16 protein-coding genes are annotated in these 21972 nt (G+C 46.2%); 5 read left to right on the forward strand and 11 right to left on the reverse strand.

Annotated elements, in window-relative coordinates; translation table 11 throughout:
- Nucleotides 1-15: 15 nt before the first annotated feature.
- From parC to nudF, 6 genes are all read right to left on the reverse strand, one after another.
- Nucleotides 16-2301 (reverse strand): DNA topoisomerase IV subunit A, encoded by a 2286-nt coding sequence (gene parC, locus J4N43_RS13610; RefSeq protein WP_017633605.1) that lies wholly within the window; start codon nucleotides 2299-2301, stop codon nucleotides 16-18.
- Nucleotides 2302-2304: 3 nt separating this feature from the next.
- Nucleotides 2305-4185, reverse strand: coding sequence for a DNA topoisomerase IV subunit B (gene parE, locus J4N43_RS13615; RefSeq protein ID WP_005387417.1), 1881 nt, complete (start codon nucleotides 4183-4185; stop codon nucleotides 2305-2307).
- 249 nt (nucleotides 4186-4434) lie between these two features.
- Nucleotides 4435-5019 carry an esterase YqiA gene (gene yqiA, locus J4N43_RS13620; protein ID WP_005379875.1) on the reverse strand — a complete coding sequence of 195 codons (585 nt, stop codon included), beginning with the start codon at nucleotides 5017-5019 and terminating at the stop codon, nucleotides 4435-4437.
- A 47-nt stretch (nucleotides 5020-5066) separates the two neighbouring features.
- Complete coding sequence (cpdA, locus tag J4N43_RS13625) at nucleotides 5067-5873, reverse strand: 3',5'-cyclic-AMP phosphodiesterase (RefSeq protein WP_005387419.1); 807 nt, start codon at nucleotides 5871-5873, stop codon at nucleotides 5067-5069.
- A 61-nt stretch (nucleotides 5874-5934) separates the two neighbouring features.
- Nucleotides 5935-6378 (reverse strand): DUF1249 family protein, encoded by a 444-nt coding sequence (locus J4N43_RS13630; protein WP_017633603.1) that lies wholly within the window; start codon nucleotides 6376-6378, stop codon nucleotides 5935-5937.
- Nucleotides 6378-7028, reverse strand: coding sequence for an ADP-ribose diphosphatase (gene nudF / locus J4N43_RS13635; RefSeq protein ID WP_025768397.1), 651 nt, complete (start codon nucleotides 7026-7028; stop codon nucleotides 6378-6380). Before nudF ends, J4N43_RS13630 begins: the two co-directional genes overlap by 1 nt.
- 229 nt (nucleotides 7029-7257) lie before the next feature.
- Between nudF and tolC the strand changes: the two genes are divergently transcribed.
- Nucleotides 7258-8586 carry an outer membrane channel protein TolC gene (gene tolC, locus J4N43_RS13640; RefSeq protein WP_005379884.1) on the forward strand — a complete coding sequence of 443 codons (1329 nt, stop codon included), beginning with the start codon at nucleotides 7258-7260 and terminating at the stop codon, nucleotides 8584-8586.
- Nucleotides 8587-8763: 177 nt separating this feature from the next.
- On the opposite strand, the gene hldE is transcribed toward tolC, so the two are convergent.
- The 3 genes from hldE to J4N43_RS13655 all read right to left on the reverse strand — a co-directional run bounded on the left by hldE (nucleotide 8764) and on the right by J4N43_RS13655 (nucleotide 14475).
- The gene (gene hldE, locus J4N43_RS13645; RefSeq protein WP_017633601.1) at nucleotides 8764-10194 is read right to left on the reverse strand and encodes a bifunctional D-glycero-beta-D-manno-heptose-7-phosphate kinase/D-glycero-beta-D-manno-heptose 1-phosphate adenylyltransferase HldE; all 1431 of its coding nucleotides are present in this window, start codon (nucleotides 10192-10194) and stop codon (nucleotides 8764-8766) included.
- A gap of 67 nt (nucleotides 10195-10261) precedes the next feature.
- Nucleotides 10262-13105 carry a bifunctional [glutamate--ammonia ligase]-adenylyl-L-tyrosine phosphorylase/[glutamate--ammonia-ligase] adenylyltransferase gene (gene glnE / locus J4N43_RS13650; protein ID WP_064368976.1) on the reverse strand — a complete coding sequence of 948 codons (2844 nt, stop codon included), beginning with the start codon at nucleotides 13103-13105 and terminating at the stop codon, nucleotides 10262-10264.
- Nucleotides 13106-13218: 113 nt separating this feature from the next.
- Entirely contained in the window at nucleotides 13219-14475 is a 1257-nt protein-coding gene (locus J4N43_RS13655; protein WP_005379890.1) for a methyl-accepting chemotaxis protein, read from the reverse strand.
- Between the two features lie 105 nt (nucleotides 14476-14580).
- On the opposite strand from J4N43_RS13655, the gene J4N43_RS13660 reads away from it, so the two are divergent.
- Nucleotides 14581-15354: a potassium channel family protein gene (locus J4N43_RS13660; protein ID WP_025768395.1), complete on the forward strand. Its 774-nt coding sequence runs from the start codon at nucleotides 14581-14583 to the stop codon at nucleotides 15352-15354.
- A gap of 41 nt (nucleotides 15355-15395) precedes the next feature.
- On the opposite strand, the gene J4N43_RS13665 is transcribed toward J4N43_RS13660, so the two are convergent.
- Nucleotides 15396-16928, reverse strand: a complete 1533-nt coding sequence (locus J4N43_RS13665) for a CYTH and CHAD domain-containing protein (protein ID WP_158159554.1) — start codon at nucleotides 16926-16928, stop codon at nucleotides 15396-15398.
- Between the two features lie 212 nt (nucleotides 16929-17140).
- On the opposite strand from J4N43_RS13665, the gene J4N43_RS13670 reads away from it, so the two are divergent.
- From J4N43_RS13670 to J4N43_RS13680, 3 genes are all read left to right on the forward strand, one after another.
- The gene (locus J4N43_RS13670) at nucleotides 17141-17821 is read left to right on the forward strand and encodes a TIGR00153 family protein (RefSeq protein WP_005379896.1); all 681 of its coding nucleotides are present in this window, start codon (nucleotides 17141-17143) and stop codon (nucleotides 17819-17821) included.
- A 131-nt stretch (nucleotides 17822-17952) separates the two neighbouring features.
- Nucleotides 17953-19212 (forward strand): inorganic phosphate transporter, encoded by a 1260-nt coding sequence (locus tag J4N43_RS13675; protein ID WP_005379898.1) that lies wholly within the window; start codon nucleotides 17953-17955, stop codon nucleotides 19210-19212.
- A 178-nt stretch (nucleotides 19213-19390) separates the two neighbouring features.
- Entirely contained in the window at nucleotides 19391-20002 is a 612-nt protein-coding gene (locus J4N43_RS13680) for a TIGR04211 family SH3 domain-containing protein (protein WP_005379900.1), read from the forward strand.
- Nucleotides 20003-20090: 88 nt separating this feature from the next.
- On the opposite strand, the gene ggt is transcribed toward J4N43_RS13680, so the two are convergent.
- Nucleotides 20091-21821 (reverse strand): gamma-glutamyltransferase, encoded by a 1731-nt coding sequence (gene ggt, locus J4N43_RS13685; RefSeq protein ID WP_025768393.1) that lies wholly within the window; start codon nucleotides 21819-21821, stop codon nucleotides 20091-20093.
- Nucleotides 21822-21972 lie beyond the last annotated feature (151 nt).

The following is a 21972-nucleotide window of genomic DNA, read 5'->3' on the forward strand; positions in this document are numbered from 1 at the left end:
ATTTTTATTTGTGCGTTACTCGCTATCGCTCGGTGTTTCCGTCGTATCGGAATCATCCAGCTCAACTTCAATGCGAGTGACTCGCTGCAAACCTCTCGGTAATAACCCACCTCGGCGACCACGTTCGCCACGGAAGTTATCAAGGTCAGACGGTTTAAGACCCAACTTTCGCTTACCCGCGTACAGCGTTAACGATGCACCTTTTGGTAAAGACATTAAGTGAGATAGTACTTCTTCTCGCTCTTTTGCTTTAGCAGCAGGAATGTTGATGATCTTATTCCCTTTACCTTTCGCCAGTTGTGGCAAGTCTTTGATTGGGAACAGCAGCATGCGACCTTGGTTAGTGATTGCTAAGATTTCATCAGAGTCTAAATCTTCAATCTCTTTTGGCGTCATGATCTCAGAGTTGGCAGGTAAAGTGACGAGCGCTTTACCACTGCGGTTTTTAGACAGCAAGTCCGCGCCTTTACATACAAAGCCGTAACCTGCATCTGAACCCACCAGCCACAGCTGATCTTCTTCACTCATGATGACTTGGCGAATACTGCTACCAGCCGTAATATTCAAGCGACCGGTAATCGGCTCACCTTGACTACGAGCAGAAGGCAGTGAGTGCGATTCCAGAGAGTAACTTCGACCGTCACTACCTAGGAATACCGCAGGCTGATTACTCTTACCTCGAGCATGCGCTAAATACTTATCACCCGACTTATAGTTTAAGCCTTCGGCATCCACGTCATGGCCTTTCGCGTGACGAATCCAACCTTTCTCAGAAAGCACAACCGTGATTGGCTCACTTGGTACGAGGTCACGTTCAGTCAGCGCTTTTGCTTCTGCACGCTCAACCATTGGAGAGCGACGGTCATCACCGTATTTCTCTGCGTCTGCTTTGATTTCTTTTTTCAGTAGTGTGTTCAGACGACGCTCAGAACCGAGTAGCTGTTCTAGCTTCTCACGCTCTTTCTCTAGCTCGTCTTGCTCACCACGGATCTTCATCTCTTCTAGTTTTGCTAGATGACGAAGTTTGGTATCTAAAATTGCATCCGCTTGGATATCGGTAATACCAAAGCGTTCCATCAGCACAGCTTTTGGATCGTCTTCAGTACGGATGATCTCAATCACTTCATCTAGGTTGAGGTAAGCAACCAACAAACCTTCCAAGATGTGTAGACGAGCCATTACTTTGTCTAGGCGGTGTTGTAGACGACGACGCACAGTCGTACGACGGAACTCGATCCACTCAGATAGAATTTGCACCAGACCTTTAACTTGAGGACGGTTATCCAAACCAATCATGTTCAAGTTAACGCGGTAACTGCGCTCAAGATCCGTTGATGCGAACAAGTGGTTCATCAACAAGTCACAATCGACACGGTTTGACTTAGGCACCACAACGATACGCGTTGGGTTCTCGTGATCCGATTCGTCACGAAGATCGTCAACCATTGGCAGCTTCTTCGCACGCATCTGGTTAGCGATTTGCTCAAGCAGTTTGGCACCCGATACTTGGTGAGGCAAAGAAGTGATAACAATATCAGAACCTTCTTTATGCCAAACCGCGCGCATTTTGATGCTGCCACGACCGTTGCGGTAAATCTTCTCGATATCCGCTTGCGGCGAGATAATTTCTGCTTCTGTTGGGTAATCTGGACCTTTGACATACTGCATCACGTCCGGCAGTTCTGCTTTCGGGTTGTCGATCAAATGAATAGTCGCATCTGCGATTTCACGAACGTTGTGCGGTGGGATGTCTGTTGCCATACCAACGGCAATGCCGGTTACACCGTTAAGCAGGATATGAGGCAGACGTGCTGGCAACATTTGTGGCTCTTTCATTGTGCCATCAAAGTTAGGTTGCCATTCAACCGTGCCCTGACCAAGTTCGCCAAGCAATACTTCAGCAAACTTAGACAGTTTTGCTTCGGTATAACGCATTGCCGCAAATGATTTCGGATCATCTGGCGCACCCCAGTTACCTTGACCATCCACTAATGGATAGCGGTAAGAGAATGGCTGAGCCATCAATACCATCGCTTCGTAACACGCTGAATCACCGTGCGGATGGTATTTACCTAGCACGTCACCAACGGTACGTGCAGATTTTTTGTATTTTGCTGATGCAGAGAGACCAAGCTCTGACATCGCATAAATGATGCGTCGTTGAACCGGCTTTAAGCCATCACCAATGTATGGCAAGGCGCGGTCCATGATTACGTACATCGAGTAGTTCAGATAAGCGTCTTCAGTGAACTTGCGCATTGGCAATTGTTCGACGCCATCGTAGGTAATTTCTGTAGACATCCGTTACACCTCTGCCAAGTCGCCGTTGTTTTGTAGCCAAGAACGACGGTCATCTGCACGCTTTTTACCTAGCAGCATGTCCATCATTTCCATGGTCGCCGTAGAGTCGTCAATGGTTAACTGCACTAAGCGACGCGTGTTCGGATCCATGGTGGTTTCACGCAACTGAAGTGGGTTCATCTCACCCAGACCTTTGAATCGTTGCACGTTGATTTTGGCTTTCTTCTTCGACAAGCGCTCTAAAATGCCATCTTTTTCATCATCATCGAGGGCGTAGAACACTTCTTTCCCGCAGTCGATTCGATACAGAGGCGGCATCGCCACATAGATATGACCCGCTTCCACTAGTGCGCGGAAGTGACGAGTAAATAGAGCACAAAGCAGCGTTGCGATGTGAAGACCATCCGAGTCCGCATCGGCAAGGATACAGATCTTACCGTAACGAAGACTCTCGAGGTTGTCGCTATCTGGGTCAATACCCAAAGCAACTGAGATATCGTGTACTTCTTGAGACGCAAGAACTTGATCGGCAGAGACTTCCCACGTGTTCAAGATCTTACCACGCAGTGGCATCACAGCTTGGAATTCACGGTCACGTGCCTGTTTTGCCGAGCCACCCGCAGAGTCACCCTCCACAAAGAAGATTTCCGTGCGACTTAAGTCCTGTGCAGAACAGTCGGTCAACTTACCTGGCAGTGCCGGGCCAGAAGCCACTTTCTTACGTACGACTTTTTTCGCCGCTCGCATACGACGATGCGCGTTAGCGATACAGACTTCTGCCAATTGCTCTGCGAGCTGAGGCTTTTCGTTCAACCAAAGACTGAACGCATCTTTTACAACGCCAGAGACAAATGCCGCGGTTTGACGAGAAGAGAGACGTTCCTTGGTCTGGCCTGCAAATTGTGGATCTTGAATTTTAACCGACAGCACGTAAGAACAGCGGTCGAAAACGTCATCACCCGTTAGCTTCACACCACGAGGTAATAGATTACGGAACTCACAGAATTCGCGCATCGCTTCCAACAAGCCTTGGCGTAAACCATTAACGTGCGTACCACCTTGAGCGGTTGGGATTAGGTTAACGTAGCTTTCGGTGATCATTTCACCGCCTTCTGGCTGCCAAATTACCGCCCAGTTTGCCGCTTCAGTATCCGCCAAGAACTCACCAGTAAATGGTTCTTCAGGAATAACTGGATAGCCTTTTACACCTTCCGCAAGATAGTCTTTAAGACCGTCTTCGTAGTACCACTTATAGTCTTTGCCATTAACTTTGTCGGTTAATGTGATTTCTAAGCCCGGACACAAAACCGCTTTTGCGCGCAGGTTGTTGACTAAGCGCGTCACAGAGAAGTTAGCCGAATCGAAGTACTTCGCATCAGGCCAGAAATGTACGCTGGTACCGCGATTGCGACGACCACATGTGCCAGTTACGGTCAGATCAGACACTTTCTCGCCGTGTTCAAATGCAATTTCATACACTTGACCATCACGACGAACTGTTACTTCAACGCGTTTTGACAACGCGTTTACTACAGATATACCTACCCCGTGCAAACCACCAGAGAATTGGTAGTTTTTGTTAGAGAACTTACCACCCGCATGTAGCTTACATAGAATTAGCTCTACGCCTGATACTTTCTCTTCTGGGTGGATATCAACAGGCATGCCTCGACCATCATCGATCACTTCGAGTGATTGGTCAGCATGTAGGATGACTTGTACTTTTGAGGCATGTCCGGCTAGCGCTTCATCGACACTGTTGTCGATAACTTCTTGGCCCAAATGGTTTGGGCGCGCTGTATCCGTATACATCCCTGGTCGGCGACGTACTGGCTCTAAGCCATTCAGTACTTCAATGGCACCAGCATTATATTGTTCAGTCATAATACGGAATTATTCTCAAAGTTTACTTGTTGCCTGAGTATCACCAATGGGCGTACCCATACTCAGGAAACGAAAAAGCCACCCTGTTCACATCACTAAGAGTTTGTAAACATGATGCATAACAAAGTAGCCAGGGTCCTCGACCCTTAAGATCTTTTGGCAAAACATAGTCGGAAAGCATACCGCCCATGTCAAGAAACGGTTGGATATATCAATAAAAACTATGAGCCTTTTCCAATCGCTTTCGAATTACAGTTCTAGAAATTCGATAATCTGTGCAGGATAACGCTCAAAGCCTACAAAACTGTGATCACCGCCTTGTTCTACTGTTTGCTTAGCGTCTGCAAACTTATCTACCGCTTGTCGATAGTCTAAAACCTCATCTTCTGTTTGTTGCAATAACCAAAAAGAATGTGGCGACGCGATGCTTTGTACATCAAGAGCTTTTAACTCGTCAATATGACAAGCTTCAAGTGTATAGGTTTCATGCGTATATGGGTTAGTTTGCTTACCCAAATAATCTACTAGCAACTCATAAGGCTTGACTGCGGGGTTGACCACTACCGCTTTAAACCCAAACTTGTCATTTAGCCACGTTGACATAAAACCGCCTAATGAACTGCCCACTAGACCAATTTTATAGTCGTCTTTATATTGCTCGATAATATCCAACAACATTTTCGCCGCTTGCTGAGGATAACAAGGTAACTGGGGAACAATCACCTTGATATCAGACCTATGTTGCTCGCAGTAGGCTCTCATCACATTCGCTTTCATGGAGAGTGGAGAGCTATTAAAGCCATGGATATAGAGAAGAAGTGAAGGTTTACTCATAGATATCTCGCACAAAAAAGCGAGCCCGAACAGAGAGCTCGGGCGCGTTAGTAGCCGTTAGAAGAGAAGTCTGGTTGGAACTGGCCATCAGGAAGCCGACCTACTTGGGTCGTAATATCGCCACAAGCGTGTAGTTGCAGCTCCCGCCAACCAGGCGAAGTGGTATCAAGGGCAAAATCATCCGAGTTAGGCTTAAACTGAACACAAGTTGAGGGTGTTGCCATCACTCGAATGCCCTTGTGAAGCACATTCATATCTTGATGAACATGACCACAGAGAATGCCTTTCACGTTATCAAAACGCTCGACAACCTGCCAAAACGCTTCGGCATCTTTTAAAGTATGTTGATCAAGCCACGCGCTTCCCACCAGTAACGGGTGATGATGCAACAAAACAAGTGTGTGTCTTTCTGGGTGTTCGGCTAGCTTTTCTTCGAGTAGCGTTAATTGCTGATCACTCAAGCGCCCATGAGGAACGCCAACAACTTGCGAGTCTAAAAGAATTAACTGCCAATGCTCGCCAAGCAACACATGCTCTGCGGCTTTGATTTGTGGCGAAGGCAAAACACTGCCCATATTAGGCTTGTAATCATGATTACCAGGTAGCCAAAAGCAGTCTTTCTCTAGCGGTTCAATGCCGTTGGCAAAGCGCTGATAAGATTCTGCACTATGGTCTTGGGAAATATCGCCCGTCGCCAAGATGTAATCAAACGCCACGTTGCGGCGTAAAACATCAGCAACAACAGCATTAAAGCTATCGACTGTTTTTACGCTTAGCAAACTTCCCTCATCGGCAGCAAACAGATGAGTATCCGTAATTTGTAAAAGTTTGATGCTGTCACTAGATGATTGCAAAATGAAAACCTGATTCGTCCACTATATCGTTATTTGTTATTTTCCTTTAGTGACGTGACGATCAATTGAAGGCAAGTGGTGTTCTACTGATACCACTTCGTAAACAAAACGTCAGCCATTCACCGAGGAATGTGTTTAATTGATGCTTTTCATCTTTCTGCATCAGTTGGTCATTGGGATAATCATACTTAGCTTTTATGCGAGAGAACTCTCCGCTTGAGCATACTTCGGCTACTCTCGCATCATGATAAAGCCTGACAGACATCGTCGGTAAAGGAAACACTGGCGTTTCATCACTCTGACATATCTCAACAACTGTGGTGTATTTTGTGATTTCATTCACGGTCAATTGGTAAACCATGTTCGCCGCTTGGTAGCAACGTACATCCCCAACTTCGGCAGAAGCAGGCAATAAGGCGTTCAACTTAGCGTAGTTGGTCTCATACGTTCTCATAAGACCAGCTAAATCAACATGATATTGTTGTTTTTCAGCCAATTGTGCCATTACTCACTCTCCACCGTTTGGGATTGTCCCCATTCTGACTTTAACTCTTGATGGTGTAATTGCAGCCATTGCAACGCAATAATCGACGCACCATTTTCAAATTTCCCGTCCTTCACCCATTGATACGCCGTTTCACGACTCATGACATGAACTCGGATATCTTCATTCTCATAGTCTAAACCATGAATGCCGTGCGCTTTAGACGCATCCACTTCACCAACAAAGACGTCTAGCTTTTCCGAGCAACCACCAGCCGAAGGATAATAAGAAGTGACAGGTATAACGCGCCCCACCTGAATCCCCGCTTCTTCGACAGCCTCTCGACGAATTACGGCTTCAGCTGATTCATCGCGGTCAATCATACCGGCGACAATTTCTAGCTGCCAAGGGTGTTCATGTTCCAACGCGCCAATACGAATCTGTTCAATGATTACGACCTGGTCCGTCTTTGGATCATAAGGAAGCATCGCTGCTGCGTGACCACGCTCGAACATTTCTCGTTCGACAACTCCACTCCAACCACCAGCAAATAGCCTATGCTGAAAGCGGTATTTCACCATTTTGAAAAAACCTTCAAATAAGGTTTCTTTCGAGATGACTTTTACATCTCGCGAAGTAAAATCTTGTTGTTGTTTGTCACGCTGTTGCATTCAACACCTCTCTGAGTGAATCCTGTAGTTTACTCATTGTTATTCGCTTGCTCAAAGGACTTGGCTCAACTTTTTGTATAATAGTTACAAATTAATTTAAGTCTTTGCTAAAAATTTATTGCACAAGTGGATAATTACGTGTAAAAAAGTGCAAACTTTAGAGTAAATATCGTGCAAATTGAGTTAAACTACTGAGAATTAACCAATCTATGGACCGCGGGAATAGAAAATGAAAAAATTGCTTCCACTATTTATCAGTGCAGCGCTAGGTAGCATGAGTACGTCTGCGTTCGCAGACTCTTTGGCTGAAATCTACGACTTGGCAAAACAAAATGATCCACAATTGCTCAGTGTAGCAGCACAACGTGACCAAGCTTTCGAAGCAATCACCTCAAGCCGTAGTGCTCTATTACCACAAATTAACCTTACTGCGGGTTACAATTTAACTCGTGGTGATACTGAATACGATTCAAATCTAATTAGCGACGTATCAAACGATGGCAACGCACTAACCGCTGGCGTTAGCTTTTCACAAGCACTTTACAACCGCGCATCTTGGATCTCTCTAGATACTGCTGAGAAAAGTGCTCGCCAAGCAGACGCAACTTACGCAGCGACGCAACAGGCACTGATTCTTCGCGTGTCACAAGCGTATTTTGAAGTTCTACGCGCACAAGATAATCTTGTTTTCGTACGTGCAGAAAAAGCCGCGGTTGGCCGTCAACTTGAGCAAACTAAACAGCGTTTTGAAGTAGGTTTGTCTGCAATCACTGACGTGCATGACGCACAAGCTCAGTACGACCAAGTGCTAGCGGACGAAGTGTTGGCAGAAAACGCGCTCACTAATAGCTACGAGTCACTGCGTGAAATTACAGGCCAAGAGCACAAAGATCTCAACATTTTGGACACTGGCCGCTTCACTGCTAGCCCATCGACCGTACCTGCTGAATCGCTCATTGATGAAGCAAAAACCAAAAACCTGACCTTGCTATCTTCACGTATTCTTCAAGACATTGCGCGTGACAATATTTCACTAGCAAGCTCTGGCCACCTACCAACGCTCTCTCTAGACGGTGGTTACAACTACGGTGATACTTCTCATAGCTCTCGTGACAACACGACAGACAACTTCAATATTGGTGTGAACCTTGCAGTACCGCTATACACAGGTGGTAACGTAACCTCTCAAACCAAACAAGCTGAATACGCATACGTGGCAGCAAGCGAAGATCTTGAAGCACAGTACCGTAGCGTAGTCAAAGATGTTCGCGCACAAAACAACAACATTAACGCCTCTATCGGCGCATTACGTGCGTATGAGCAAGCGGTTATTTCTGCACGCTCTGCACTAGAAGCAACAGAAGCTGGCTTTGATGTAGGTACTCGTACTATCGTTGATGTACTGGACGCGACTCGTCGTCTATACGATGCGAACAAAAACCTATCGAACGCTCGTTACGACTACATTTTAAGTGTTCTTCAGCTACGCCAAGCAGTTGGTACGCTAAGCGAACAAGACATCTTGGACGTTGATGCAGGTTTGAAAGCGGCAAAATAACCGCTAACTGAATACTTCAGGTCTTAATAAATAAAAACGCCAGTTGAGTTATCAGCTGGCGTTTTTTATTACTTGTAGTTCAGAGCCTAAAAGTGTCTCTGAGCATCAAGTATCAAAAAGGCCGCACTTAGCGACCTTTATGAGCAAATAGCATTTCAATGCTAACAAACAGCAGGCTTAGCCCTTACCGCCTTTGATTGCATTAATGATCTCACTGGTCGAGCAGCCATCTTCAAAGTTCAATACACGAACTTCACCACCCGCCGCAATGACTTCTTTACCACCAGCAATCTCTTCTGGTTTGTAGTCACCGCCTTTTACTAGCAAGCTTGGTAGAACTTCTGAGATCAAACGCTGCGGCGTATCTTCACTAAATGGTACAACCCAATCCACAGCGCCCAAACCTGCCAACACCGCCATGCGGCGATCGGTTGGGTTTACCGGACGACCAGGGCCTTTAAGGCGTTTTACTGACTCATCGGTATTTACCGCAACGATTAGGCGATCGCCCAGTTCAGCAGCATGGTTTAAGTAAGACACATGCCCAGCGTGCAGAATATCAAAGCAGCCATTTGTCATAACGACTTTCTCGCCACGAGCTCGTGCTTTTTTCACCGCTTCGATCAGTGCTTTTTCTGAAATCACACCGTAATCCGTGTCTTGGCTGCCATGTACCGCTTCTGCTAATTCAATCTCAGAAAGCGTTGACGTGCCTAGTTTACCAACCACAACACCTGCCGCTGCGTTTGCTAATGCACACGCTTCTTCAAATGATTTGCCTGCGGCAACAGACGCTGCCAATACAGAGATAACCGTGTCGCCCGCACCTGTCACGTCGTACACTTCTTTCGCTTGAGTTGGAAGGTGGAACGGTTCCTGGCCACGACGAATCAAGGTCATTCCGTTTTCGCTGCGTGTCACTAAAAGCGCTTCAAATTCAAACTCTTCAACCAAAGCCAGTGCTTTCTCTACTAGCTCTTGGTCAGATTTCACTTTACCTACAACGTCTTCGAACTCTTTCATGTTTGGCGTAAGAAGTGTTGCGCCACGGTAGCGTTCAAAATCAGCACCTTTCGGGTCAATGAAAACCGGAATATTTGCTGCGCGCGCTTTTTGAATGTATGCCTGAACATGCTCTAACGAACCTTTTGCGTAGTCAGACATAATCACGGCTTTAACGTTTGGCAGTGCGGCATCCATACGCGATAGCACAGGCGCAGAATCTGTGTTTTCAAACTTGTCTTCGAAGTCGAGACGAATAAGCTGTTGTCCACGGCTCATTACGCGAAGCTTCGTAATCGTTGGGTAATCAGGCAGTGCAACGAAATCGCACTTCACATTGAGTGAGCTCAGCGTCTCCGTCAGCACTTTTGCAGGCTCATCTTCCCCAGTTAGACCAACAATGTGAGCATGGCCACCTAGTGATGCGATGTTCATCGCAACGTTCGCAGCACCACCAGGACGCTCTTCATTGTTTTCTACTTTTACAACAGGAACCGGCGCTTCAGGAGAAATGCGTCCGGTTGGGCCATACCAGTAACGATCTAGCATGACATCACCGATGATGAGCACACCAGCGCTGTTGTAATCAGGTAGAATTGGTTTCATTGTTGGTCTCCAAAAATTAAATCGAAGTGAGTTTATCACAGCCCTTATCGAGGCTAAATATATGGTCTTAACTGAACCACTGATTCCAAGCCTGTTTTACCCACTCCCTTTCGGCAACAAACTTATCTTCCACCACATCAGCGTCTAAATTAAGTAGATTTCGGCGGTGTATTTCGTTTCGCATTGTCGTGTAAGCACGTATCAACTGCATTGCTTGGTCTTCGTCCATAACATCTTGCGCAATGAGCGTTTCAAAGATGCGCACATTATCACACCAACGCGTCAATTTCGGCTTATCGTGACTATAGTTGAGCACTAGGTACTGAGCGAGAAATTCGATATCGGTAATCCCACCTACATCTTGCTTGAGCATAAAGCGGCCTGGCTTTTTCCCCCCAAGATGACCGCGCATTTTTTCTCTCATTTCGACAACGTCTTTTTTCAGTTCAGCTTGATCGCGTGCTTTGCACAACACATCATGCCGCGTATTGTGAAATGCAATTGCCAGTGGTTCATCACCATAAATCATGCGCGCGCGGACAAGTGCTTGATGTTCCCATGTCCACGCGTCTTGATGTTGGTAGTCGTCGAACGCGTCTGTTGGGCTAACCAACAAACCCGATGCACCGGACGGACGCAATCGGGTATCGACCTCGTATAAAATACCGGAAGCGGTGCGAGTGGAGAAAATATGAATGATACGCTGTGCTAAACGAAGGTAGAACTGACGACCATCAATCTCTTTCTTGCCGTCAGTGTAGACATTGACGGGGCAGTCATGCATGAAGACAATATCCAAATCGGAGTTATAGCCGAGCTCCCACCCTCCGACTTTACCATAGCCAATTACAGCAAAGCCTTTACCTTCACGATCTTTCACATGCGTTGGCTCGCCGTACTTTTCAGACACTTGCAACCAAGCCTGACTGATCACCGCATCAACGATAGCTTCCGCTAAATAAGTTAAATGGTCACTCACTTTCATCACTGGCAATGCGCCAGCAATATCTGCCGCTGCAATACGCAAAATACAAATTTGCTTAAACTGACGCAACGCTTCCATTTGCTGTTCCATATCATCTTCAGGAATACGCGCCAAATAATCACGTAGCTCTGTACGGTAACTGTCTAATGGAATGGGATTGTACAGCTGCGCAGGGTCGATCAACTCATCAAGCAAGATAGGATAACGAGACAGCTGCTCTGAAATCATTGGGCTTGCGGTACACAAACGTACGAGCTGCACCAGAGCCGCTGGATGCTCATCCAATAATTCCAAGTAAGTCGTGCGAGTGCAGATGTTGTGTAGCAAGTGAAGTACACGAGATAAACCAAACTGTGCATCAGGATGGGCAAAGACCGCATCAAACACTTTCGGCATCAAACGATTGAGCACTTCGCGTCCACGTGGGCCTAACGTTTTTTTGGCCAGATCGGTTTTAAAGTTGATGATGGTTTTCGCGCATGAAGCAAAGTCTTCAATCTGAATATCCTGCTGCAAGATATGCTCAAGAACGTCTTGTTTGTCGGCCATATCCCATAGCTCATGAAAATGACGAGCAACGGTAGTCCCCTCGTCTTCTTCATCATCACCAATTAGTGATTCAAAAACTTGGTGAACATTTGCCATATGCTGCTGGGTTTGCTCAATCAATTGCTCCCAACAGCTCATTTTCATCGCGGTGGCGAGCTTTAAGCGTTCGGTTTCGCAATCAGGCAGCGTCTGGGTTTGCTTATCCGCCATTGCTTGCAACAAGTTTTCTAATTGACGCAAGTACTTGTATGCGGCTTCTAGATCGCTGACTTCTTGTGGAGTAAGCAATGCCAGTTCTTCAATGCCTTGCAGCGTTTCCAACAGCCCTCGATTACGTAAAGAAGGTTCTCGACCACCTCGAATCAATTGAAAAACTTGAGCGATAAATTCAATTTCTCGAATGCCACCCGCACCTAGCTTAATGTTGTTATTCAACCCTCGGCGGCGAACCTCGCTACTGATCATCGACTTCATTCGACGCAAAGATTGAATCGCACTGAAATCAATATAACGACGAAAAACAAAAGGGCGCAGCATTTGGCGTAGCTCTTGATACTGCGGGTACATCTCACATCCCATCACCCGAGCTTTGATCATCGCGTAACGTTCCCAATCTCGCCCCTGCTCTTGGTAATAATCTTCAAGTGCGGCATAGCTCATTACCAAGGGGCCACTTTCTCCAAATGGGCGAAGTCGCATGTCGACGCGGTAGCAAAAACCATCGAAGGTTTGTTGGTCGAGCGCTTTGATGATGCGTTGACCAAGACGAGTAAAGAACTGGGCATTGGCAATGCTGCGGCGTGCGCCTTGGGTTTCGCCATTCTCTGGATACGTGAAAATTAGATCAATATCGGAAGAAAAGTTTAGCTCGCCACCACCCAGTTTCCCCATGCCGATAATTAACATCGGCTGCACTTCACCGTCCTCACTTGTTGGCGTGCCCCACTCCTGACAACACACTTGATATTGCCATTGATAGGTTTCAAAAATCATCGCTTCTGCCAACTCAGATAAGTGGCTTAAAGACGTCTCTAGAGACCATGCATGCGTGAAATCCTTCCACGCAATGTACACCATTTCTCGATTGCGAAACTGACGCAATACGCGATGACCAGACATCTCATCAGGACATTGTTCCAACAGTTCAGCAAGGCGTGAGCGGTAAGACTCCTGACGACTTGGCTGCGCTAACATACTTGGCAACTCACGGGCTAGGACTTCATCGCGATGAATGGCTTCAGTTATAAACTGGCTTAAGCCCGCCACATAACGAAATTGCTGCGCAACCTCATCGGGCCAAAGGGGAAAATAACCTGCGTCTTGGGCGTTTTGTACGGCAGATTCAGCGATAGAAATCAGTGGCGAAGGCAGCTGCATTTTTCTTCCTTGTTTGAAAAGCACGGTAACTCATTCTTTATACCAGACTGAAAGCAAATAAAAACGCCCACAAAAGGTTTGTGGGCGTTTTATCAAAAGTTCGGGATCGAATATTAAACTTGGAAAGATTTGATCTTCTTGTCTAGCTCACCTGCATTATTTTGCATCATTTCAGAGGTTTCTAGCAGCTCGGTAACAACAACAACTGAGGCTTCAACCAACTCACGTACATTGGTGAGGTTTTGGCTCATCTCTTCTGCAACACTGCTTTGCTGACCAGACGCCGTCGCGATCTGGAAGTTCATGTCATTGATTTGCGTCACTTGCCCAACAATACCATCGAGCTCAGATCCAGCATTAGAAACCAGCTCGTTTCCATCTGCCGCTTCTACAACGCTTTTTTCCATGAGTTCTACCGCAGATTCAGCACTGGTTTGCAGCTGTGCGATCATCTCTTGAATTTCTACCGTCGCTTGTTGTGTACGTTGGGCAAGGTTACGAACTTCATCTGCAACCACAGCAAAACCCCGCCCAGCCTCGCCAGCTCGCGCCGCTTCAATCGCCGCATTCAGTGCAAGCAGGTTGGTTTGTTCAGAAATGCCTTGAATCGTCCCTACAACGCTACCAATGGCTTCAACACGTTCTTCAACTTGGTTAACCGCTTGTGCCGATGAAGCGATATCCGACGAAAGTTCACTCATTTTCGCCATTGTACTTTGCAAGAACTGCTGACCAGAAATTGCTTGTGCGGAAGCTTGCTCTGTCAGAGAAGAGGCCGTCTGGGCATGTTCCGCAACCGTTTGGACCGTCGACGACATTTCACTCATCGCCGTAGCAAGTTGATCAATTTCGTTAAACTCTTCTTGCGCCGATTCCTTCGTTTCCGACATGCTCAGTGTCATGACTTCGGTGAGCGTTGATAATTCATCAGACGCATTAATTTGCATTTGAATAACATCGTGCAATTGTCGACGTGTCTTTTCTAATTCACGTGCCACGTCTCCGTATTCATCTTTACAATCCATACCAAATGGAACAGAGAGGTTCTTGCTCGCCATCAGTTTGATCGCGTCGCTCAGATACTGTGTTTGACGCAACATCACTCTAGCCGCCGCTAATAAGAGCACGACAAAAACCACAATCAATAAGGCGGTTTGCCAAGCAACTTGCGTTAAATATGCTTCATAATGCTGTTGGGCAACTTGCGCGTTTTGTGTCGCCGCTAAAAGTGAGTCGTAAAAAGTGTTTGCGTCCCACAGTTGTTTTGCCACGATCAGGACAGTACTGAAGACCATCAACATGACCATTTTAGGCACCAGTCGAATGTCGGATATGACCCTTTCCCATGGCTTAAATGCCAGCTTTTCCATTGTCAGTTCTCCACCGAGTCTTATATAGTCTTTATCTATAATCTTTATATTACTTATAGTTATGTTCGCGCTTTGCGTGGTTACGCGATTTATTTTGAGCTTCGTATGAAAAACAATGATATCAAAGACAGCACACGACCGATGGGCCTGTTGTCACTAATATTGTCTTTTATGGCACTATTTGTGATCTCTGGCTTGTTGTTTTTCCCGATCGATCACGAAACCCGTCAAGTTCTTATCGGTCTGGATTTCATAATCTGTAGTATTTTTCTACTACAGCTCACCATTGATTTGATCCGGTCCACAGATCGCTGGTTATTCCTTAAACGTCATTGGATAGATTTCGTGGCGAGTATCCCATTGATAGAGCCCCTGCGCTTTGCTCGTATTTTTCATATTATGCGAGTGGTATTAGTACTGCGTTCGTCAAAGTTCATTTTGCATCAGCTCAAAGAAAACCGCCGCGAAACTACGGTCGCCTCTATACTGCTATTGATGGTTATCCTCATAACGCTCGGTTCTAGTGCAATGCTGTTTATCGAAGCGAAAAACCCAGAAGCGAATATTCGCACTGGCGCCGATGCTTTGTGGTGGGTATTTGTAACGATCTCAACGGTTGGTTACGGCGATCATTATCCTGTGACCTCCATAGGAAAGTTTTTGGCTGTCATCATCATTGTTTGCGGGGTGGGTATCTTTGGTATGATCTCGGGTCTTATCACCTCTATCCTTACTGCCCCAACGAAACAACAGACACACAGTTCAATCAATAAAGAACGTATGCTCGAGCAGCTCCTAACCCAACAAGCGCAAATACTAGAACGACTCGATTTCATGGAAAAAGAGCTACAACAACGTAAAACAGAGACAAAAAAATAGGACCATGCGGTCCTATTTTTTTGTCGTTACCACCAGAACGATCATTCACGCCAATAAGGCTGTACTTCCATACTGATCGCTCGGGTTTGATCCATTGCATGCAAAATTGAGCGCTCTTGACGGTGCAACCAGCGTTCTAACTGCTCTTTTTCTGCGTCTTCCAGCATATCAACCAACGGGAGCAAGTGGTTCAGCATTAGCAGATCATCGATACCATGCACCAGATCCGCCCATGGTAAACGGAAGCTGTTACGCTCATCCGAGTTATACAAACTCGCGAAACCAATACCAGTATAGAGGTTACGCAATAAGCGATAACGCTGATCAACGTACTCTTGCGCCGTCAAATCGCGCTCTGCTGGGAAAGCTTCCATTAGCTCAGCCCAAGTGCGATCGAGCTGAGTAACTGAAAACGGCATGATGTTACTTGCCATTTTTTCACGTGCTTTTTCATCAAGAAATGGCTGCCAACCGCGCGCCAAGATCCAGCGGCTTAGATCCAGCAGTAACCCTGTGTAACGCGCGGAATTGAGCAACCCTAGCACTTCTTCACGGCTTGGCAACTCTTGTAACTGCTGAGTCAACTCAGATACTAAGAACTTACGCGCATCCAACTTGCGCAGCACATTGCCTTTGTCATCTAAAAGCTCTTCAAGGTGTGCATGCTCATCCAACCAACTCAGTTCTTCTTCCAACCATTTAAGCTCTTGGCGCAGAATCGCGCTCGCGCGACGAGGGACAATCCCGCCAAAAATAGTCAATGTTTGACGAATGAAACGAATGGCATTATTGATTTCACGCAGTGCTTCCACGCTGTCACGCTCAGCATAAATTTGCTCGTGATAATGCCAATGAGACAAAGCGTGCTCTAAAGAGTTGATCAAGCAAAATTCAACGGTATCCGTCGGACTACTGTCCACAAGTGCCAATGATTTTACTTCATCACCCGCATAACCACTTGCAAGTCGATAACCTTTCGCCGCTTTGCTCAAGTTACCCAAGCGCATACCGCCTTGCTCGCAAAAGCTGCGTGCCAGCGTGAATAAAGCTTCGGTTTGGCCTGACTTAAGTTCCAGTTCAACTTCGCAAATCGGCTCTTGCTTCTCTTCTTCGTCTTCACCTTTGGCTACAACTAAGCCTTGGTCAAAGGCAACTTCAATCTGACTGCCATCGGGCATGCCAATCAGCCATTGTTCACGTGTGAAGTTGGTCGAGAATAATGGCATAAGCTCGGATTGCAGCGTTTCTGCATCTTTACCTGGAGGCCAAATATCTAGAGGATGAAGCGACAGATTAGGCTCGTCGCTAGTGTGCTCAGCATTGTATTCTGGTCTTTGATGTAAGCCTGCGACGACGCGTCCTGCTGTCTTTACGGTTTGGACGAATACATCATCAAAACGGCGAATTCTTAAACCAATGTCGTGCTTTCGAAGCCATTTATCGGCAGTATCAAAATAGGTGTTACCCAAGTCACGACAACTATGCTGAAGTACTTTTGTCTCAGAAATTTTTTCTTTTAAAGTTTCTGAAAATTCAGGAGAAACAAAAAACTTCAGTTCTATTTCGGTTTCCATAGCTATACCTTTCAAAGCAGATAGAAACAGGATATTGCGTAATTTCTCACACGGCAAGAGAGAAATATCGCCGGAATGATGATCTAAAACAGTTTTAATGAGCGATTTAATGCGTTACCATGCGCGCCTTTATAGCCATCGTTCAACATTTCGCCAAGCACTCAGAAATGGTGTATGTTTTTTTAAGGTTATAGTTATTAGGTTGAATGACCATGCCAGTAAATACAATTATGGGGTTATTTGCAAAGTCCCCAATTAAGCCTTTGCAACGCCACGTTGTGTGTGTCAACGAATGTTGTTCACACTTGGTGAAATTCTTTGAAGTATCTTCAAAGGGTGATTGGGAAAAAGCAGCAGAAATCCGTGCACAAATTTCTCACCTAGAGAAAGAAGCGGATGTGCTGAAACGTGAAATCCGTCTAAAACTGCCTCGCGGTTTGTTCATGCCAGTCGACCGTACTGACATGCTTGAGCTTTTGACTCAACAGGACAAACTTGCAAACCTGGCAAAAGACATTGCTGGCCGTGTATATGGTCGTCAACTTGTCATCCCTGAGGCTCTCCAACCAAACTTCCTCGCTTACGTTCAACGTTGTCTTGATGCTGCCGATCAGGCGCAAAAGGTAATCAATGAACTTGATGAATTGCTAGAAACCGGCTTCAAAGGCCGTGAAGTGACGCTCGTCGCTGAAATGATTCATCAATTAGACGTTATCGAAGATGATACCGATGCCATGCAGATTGAACTTCGCCAACAGTTGATGGTGATTGAAGCTGACATGAACCCTATCGATGTCATGTTCCTATACAAGATTCTTGAATGGGTAGGTGGTATTGCCGACCAAGCGCAGCGCGTAGGTGCTCGTTTGGAAGTCATGCTATCTCGATCTTAAAACATAAAGTTAACGACATAACGAAGAGCATAATTAACACGTGTCATAGGGACGATGACTATTTTCATCGTCTTATGGTTTGGCGCGCGTAAAATTTTGTTCCGCTTGTTATAAAACAACTAGGTATTACGATGGATATCCTTGCGAACTACGGCACTGTCCTGATTATTGTTGCAGCGATTTTTGGTTTCATGATGGCGATTGGTATTGGCGCGAACGACGTTGCTAATGCGATGGGTACATCTGTAGGTTCAAAAGCGCTAACTGTAAAACAAGCTATCATCATTGCGATGATCTTCGAATTTGCAGGTGCTTACCTTGCAGGCGGTGAAGTAACCGACACTATCCGTAAAGGTGTAATCGAAACTTCTTTATTTGCTAGTCAACCAGATGTTCTTGTCTACGGCATGATGTCTGCGCTTTTAGCAGCAGGTACATGGCTGCTTCTTGCTTCTTACATGGGCTGGCCAGTATCAACGACTCACTCAATCATCGGTGCAATCATTGGTTTTGCATGCGTATCAGTAGGTACTGAAGCGGTTGACTGGGGCAGCGTTCAAGGCATTGTTGGTAGCTGGATTATTACGCCAGTGATTTCAGGTTTCTTTGCTTACGTTATCTTTGTCAGCGCACAGCGCCTGATTTTTGATACTGAAAACCCTCTGTTTAACGCGAAACGTTTTGTACCTGTTTACATGTTCATCACAACAATGGTGATTGCACTTGTAACCATCAAAAAAGGTCTAAAACACGTTGGTCTTCACCTGACCAATGGTGAAGCCTGGATGTGGGCAGCAGCAGTTTCAGCACTTGTGATGATTGGCGGCTACGTATACATCCAGAAAAAATTCGCTAATCGCGAAGAAGACCGCAGCTTTTCTGGCGTGGAAGGTATCTTCAGCGTTCTGATGGTTATCACCGCTTGTGCGATGGCATTTGCACACGGTTCAAACGACGTTGCAAACGCCATTGGTCCACTGTCTGCTGTCGTATCGACTGTTGAACACATGGGCGAAATCAGCACGAAAAGCACCATCGCTTGGTGGATTCTACCTCTTGGTGGTATTGGTATCGTGGTCGGTCTTGCAACACTAGGTCACAAAGTAATGGCAACCGTTGGTACAGGCATCACTGAGCTAACGCCTAGCCGCGGTTTTGCAGCACAGCTAGCAACAGCATGTACGGTAGTTCTAGCGTCTGGTACAGGCCTGCCAATTTCAACCACTCAAACATTGGTTGGTGCGGTTCTCGGTGTTGGCTTTGCTCGTGGTATCGCAGCACTGAACCTAGGCGTAGTTCGTAACATCGTGGCATCATGGATCGTTACACTACCAGCGGGTGCGTTATTGGCCGTAGTATTCTTCTACGGACTTCAAGCGATGTTCGCTTAAGACACTCGTCAATAGAATGTAAGCGCTTTGTCATTATTGACTCAAACGCACAGAAAGGGAGGCTTTGCCTCCCTTCTTTGTTGCACCGAAGTTTGAAACTGCATACTATTCGTCTATTTCCGGCTCCAATCATTCGGTGCCAACGCTGTCTCCAAGAAAAATCGTTAAGGGATTTACTGTGAAAAAACTAATCATCACGGTTTTGTTTACTTTGCTAGCAGCGCCAGCGGCCCTAGCAGCAGACCGTTATATTTCTGATGACCTCTTCACTTTTATGCACTCAGGTCCAAATAACACCTACCGTATTATTGGTAGTGTTAACGCCGGTTCTAAAGTACAACTGATTAAAACCAACCGAGATACTGGCTACACGCAAGTTCGTGATGACCGTGGTCGCACTGGTTGGGTACAAAGCAAGTTTGTGACAAACCAAGAGAGCATGGCAATTCGCCTTCCTCGCATTGAGAAAGAGCTAGCCGAAGTAAAAGAGCAGCTTGCTAATGCTCGTCAAACTTCTGATGCAGAGAAAGCAGGTCTTGTTACCTCTCTCGAAACACGTAACCAACAAATTTCAGATCTAGAAAATAAATACTCTGAGATCAGTGATCAGCTTACTTCTGTTGAAACAGAAAACCGCGAGCTACGCGCAAAGCTGGATACACAAAAAGATGACATGCTGCTTAAGTACTTCACTTATGGCGGCGGTGTTGCAGGTTTAGGTTTACTATTTGGTTTGATTCTTCCGCATGTCATGCCTCGTAGAAAGCGCTCTCCTGCGGGTTGGGCATAAACCCTTACGCTTTTATCTTTAAAAAGAACGCAAAAGCCAGTCGATATTGACTGGCTTTTTAGTTTGCTTCGTTTGATAGAAGTGAGTACTACTCCCCCATTGAACTAGAGGCTCGACGACGATCCGTTGCGCCATAAAGCTTGCCATCTTTTAGCTCAATTGCATTCAAACCGCTTACCACTGGAATAACGTGCACTGGGTAGCCAAGCTCCATAAACTCAGGCACCAACATTTCTGCGAACGTTTTCTTTTCCACCAGCAAACCAGTCGGGTCATAAGACTTGGTGCGGTCTATCTTAGTGCCATACTGGATGTTTGGTAAGTCAATAGCCTCTTGCGCTGATAAATTCCAATCCAGCACCCCAACCACGGTTTTGAGTACATACCCCGGGATTTGTGAACTACCTGGTGACCCAACCACCAAACGCAAGTTATCATCACTGTCCATCACCATTAATGGCGTAATAGCCGAACGTGGACGCTTGCCCGCTTCAATTGAGTTTTGCGTAGGCTTGCCGTTAACCGTTGGCTGAGGTGAGAAGTTAGCCATCTGCGCATTCAAGATAACGCCATCGACCATCACACCCGAGCCCATACCCGTTCCTACCGTGCTGGTCATCGCAATTGCATTTCCATCTCTATCGACGATAGAAATATGCCCTGTATCTTTGCTCTCGAAGCCTTGATATTGCGCATACTGAGTTTGCGTTATCTGTCCTGCTTTTGGATCCTCTTTTAAAGTGCCATTATCAGGGATTAAATCACGTCTCTGATCTAGATAGGCTTTAGACAACAACTGTTCAACTGGCGTTTCCACATAATCCGGATCTCCGGCATACGCAATACGATCGGCTTTTGCAATTCGCATCGCTTCAGTCATGAGACGCCAAGGTTCCACATCCGTTTTCGCCATATGGGCAATGTCATAGGGTGCGAGCAGTTCAAGACTCTGAGCGACCATCACACCGCCCGAAGCTGGGTAACCAAAAGAGACGATTTTATTCCCACGGTAGTCGCTCTCAATGATGTCACGCTGCTTCACTTGGTAATGTTTAAAATCTTCTAAAGACAACTTCTCGTGTTGGTCATCAATACGACTATTAACCGTCTCTACGATGTGCTGACCAAGCTCACCACCATAAAGGTAACGATCGCCTTGTTGCGCGATCTTCCTCAGCGTCTCAGCCATCTTAGGGTTCTTCATCAAGGTTCCCGTCGGCTTAATATCGTCCCCTTGCCAATACAAGGCTTTCACTTCCGGATCTTGCTCAAGTCGGCTTTGCTCTCTTACTACGATGTCGTAGGTGTAGCTGTTCATCGCGTACCCATTGCTCGCCAATGTAATCGCCGGCTTAATCAGCTCTGCCCATGGCAACTTGCCATATTGTTCATGAGTGGTGTAAAGCAACCGCAATGTGCCCGGAACCGCAACAGAACGAGGGCCTAATATTTCGTTGCGACTGAGTACTTCCCCATTCTCAACAAACATTTCAGGGTTCGCGCTAGAGGGCGCTTCATCTCGACCATCAAGGGCCAGAAATTTTTTCTCGTCATGTTGATAAAACAGCGCGAAAGTCCCGCCGCCAATTCCGGTCATATCTGGCTCAACGACAGACATCACCATCTGCATCGCGACCATAGCATCAACAGCATTACCGCCTTCTTTCAATATTGAGTAACCGGTACTGCTCACGTAAGGATTCGTCGCACTGACCATGAAATCTTGCCCGCGACTATCTGGTGTAACTGGGAATGGGTCTGGCTTTGCTGCATAGCTTGTCGATGCAACAATGCTTAAAGAAAAAATCAGAATACGCATGTGTCTCTGTTTAGACTCCTATTATGTGATGGGGTCTAACGTGGACCAAGTCATTACTCCGAAGTTCGTGAAGATGGTGTCTTTTTACACAACGCTGACTGGAATCGCGCTATCAATAGATGAATGATATTGGTGCTATTTAAACGACTGA

Source organism: Vibrio sp. SCSIO 43009 (assembly GCF_023716525.1).
GTDB lineage: Bacteria > Pseudomonadota > Gammaproteobacteria > Enterobacterales > Vibrionaceae > Vibrio > Vibrio alginolyticus.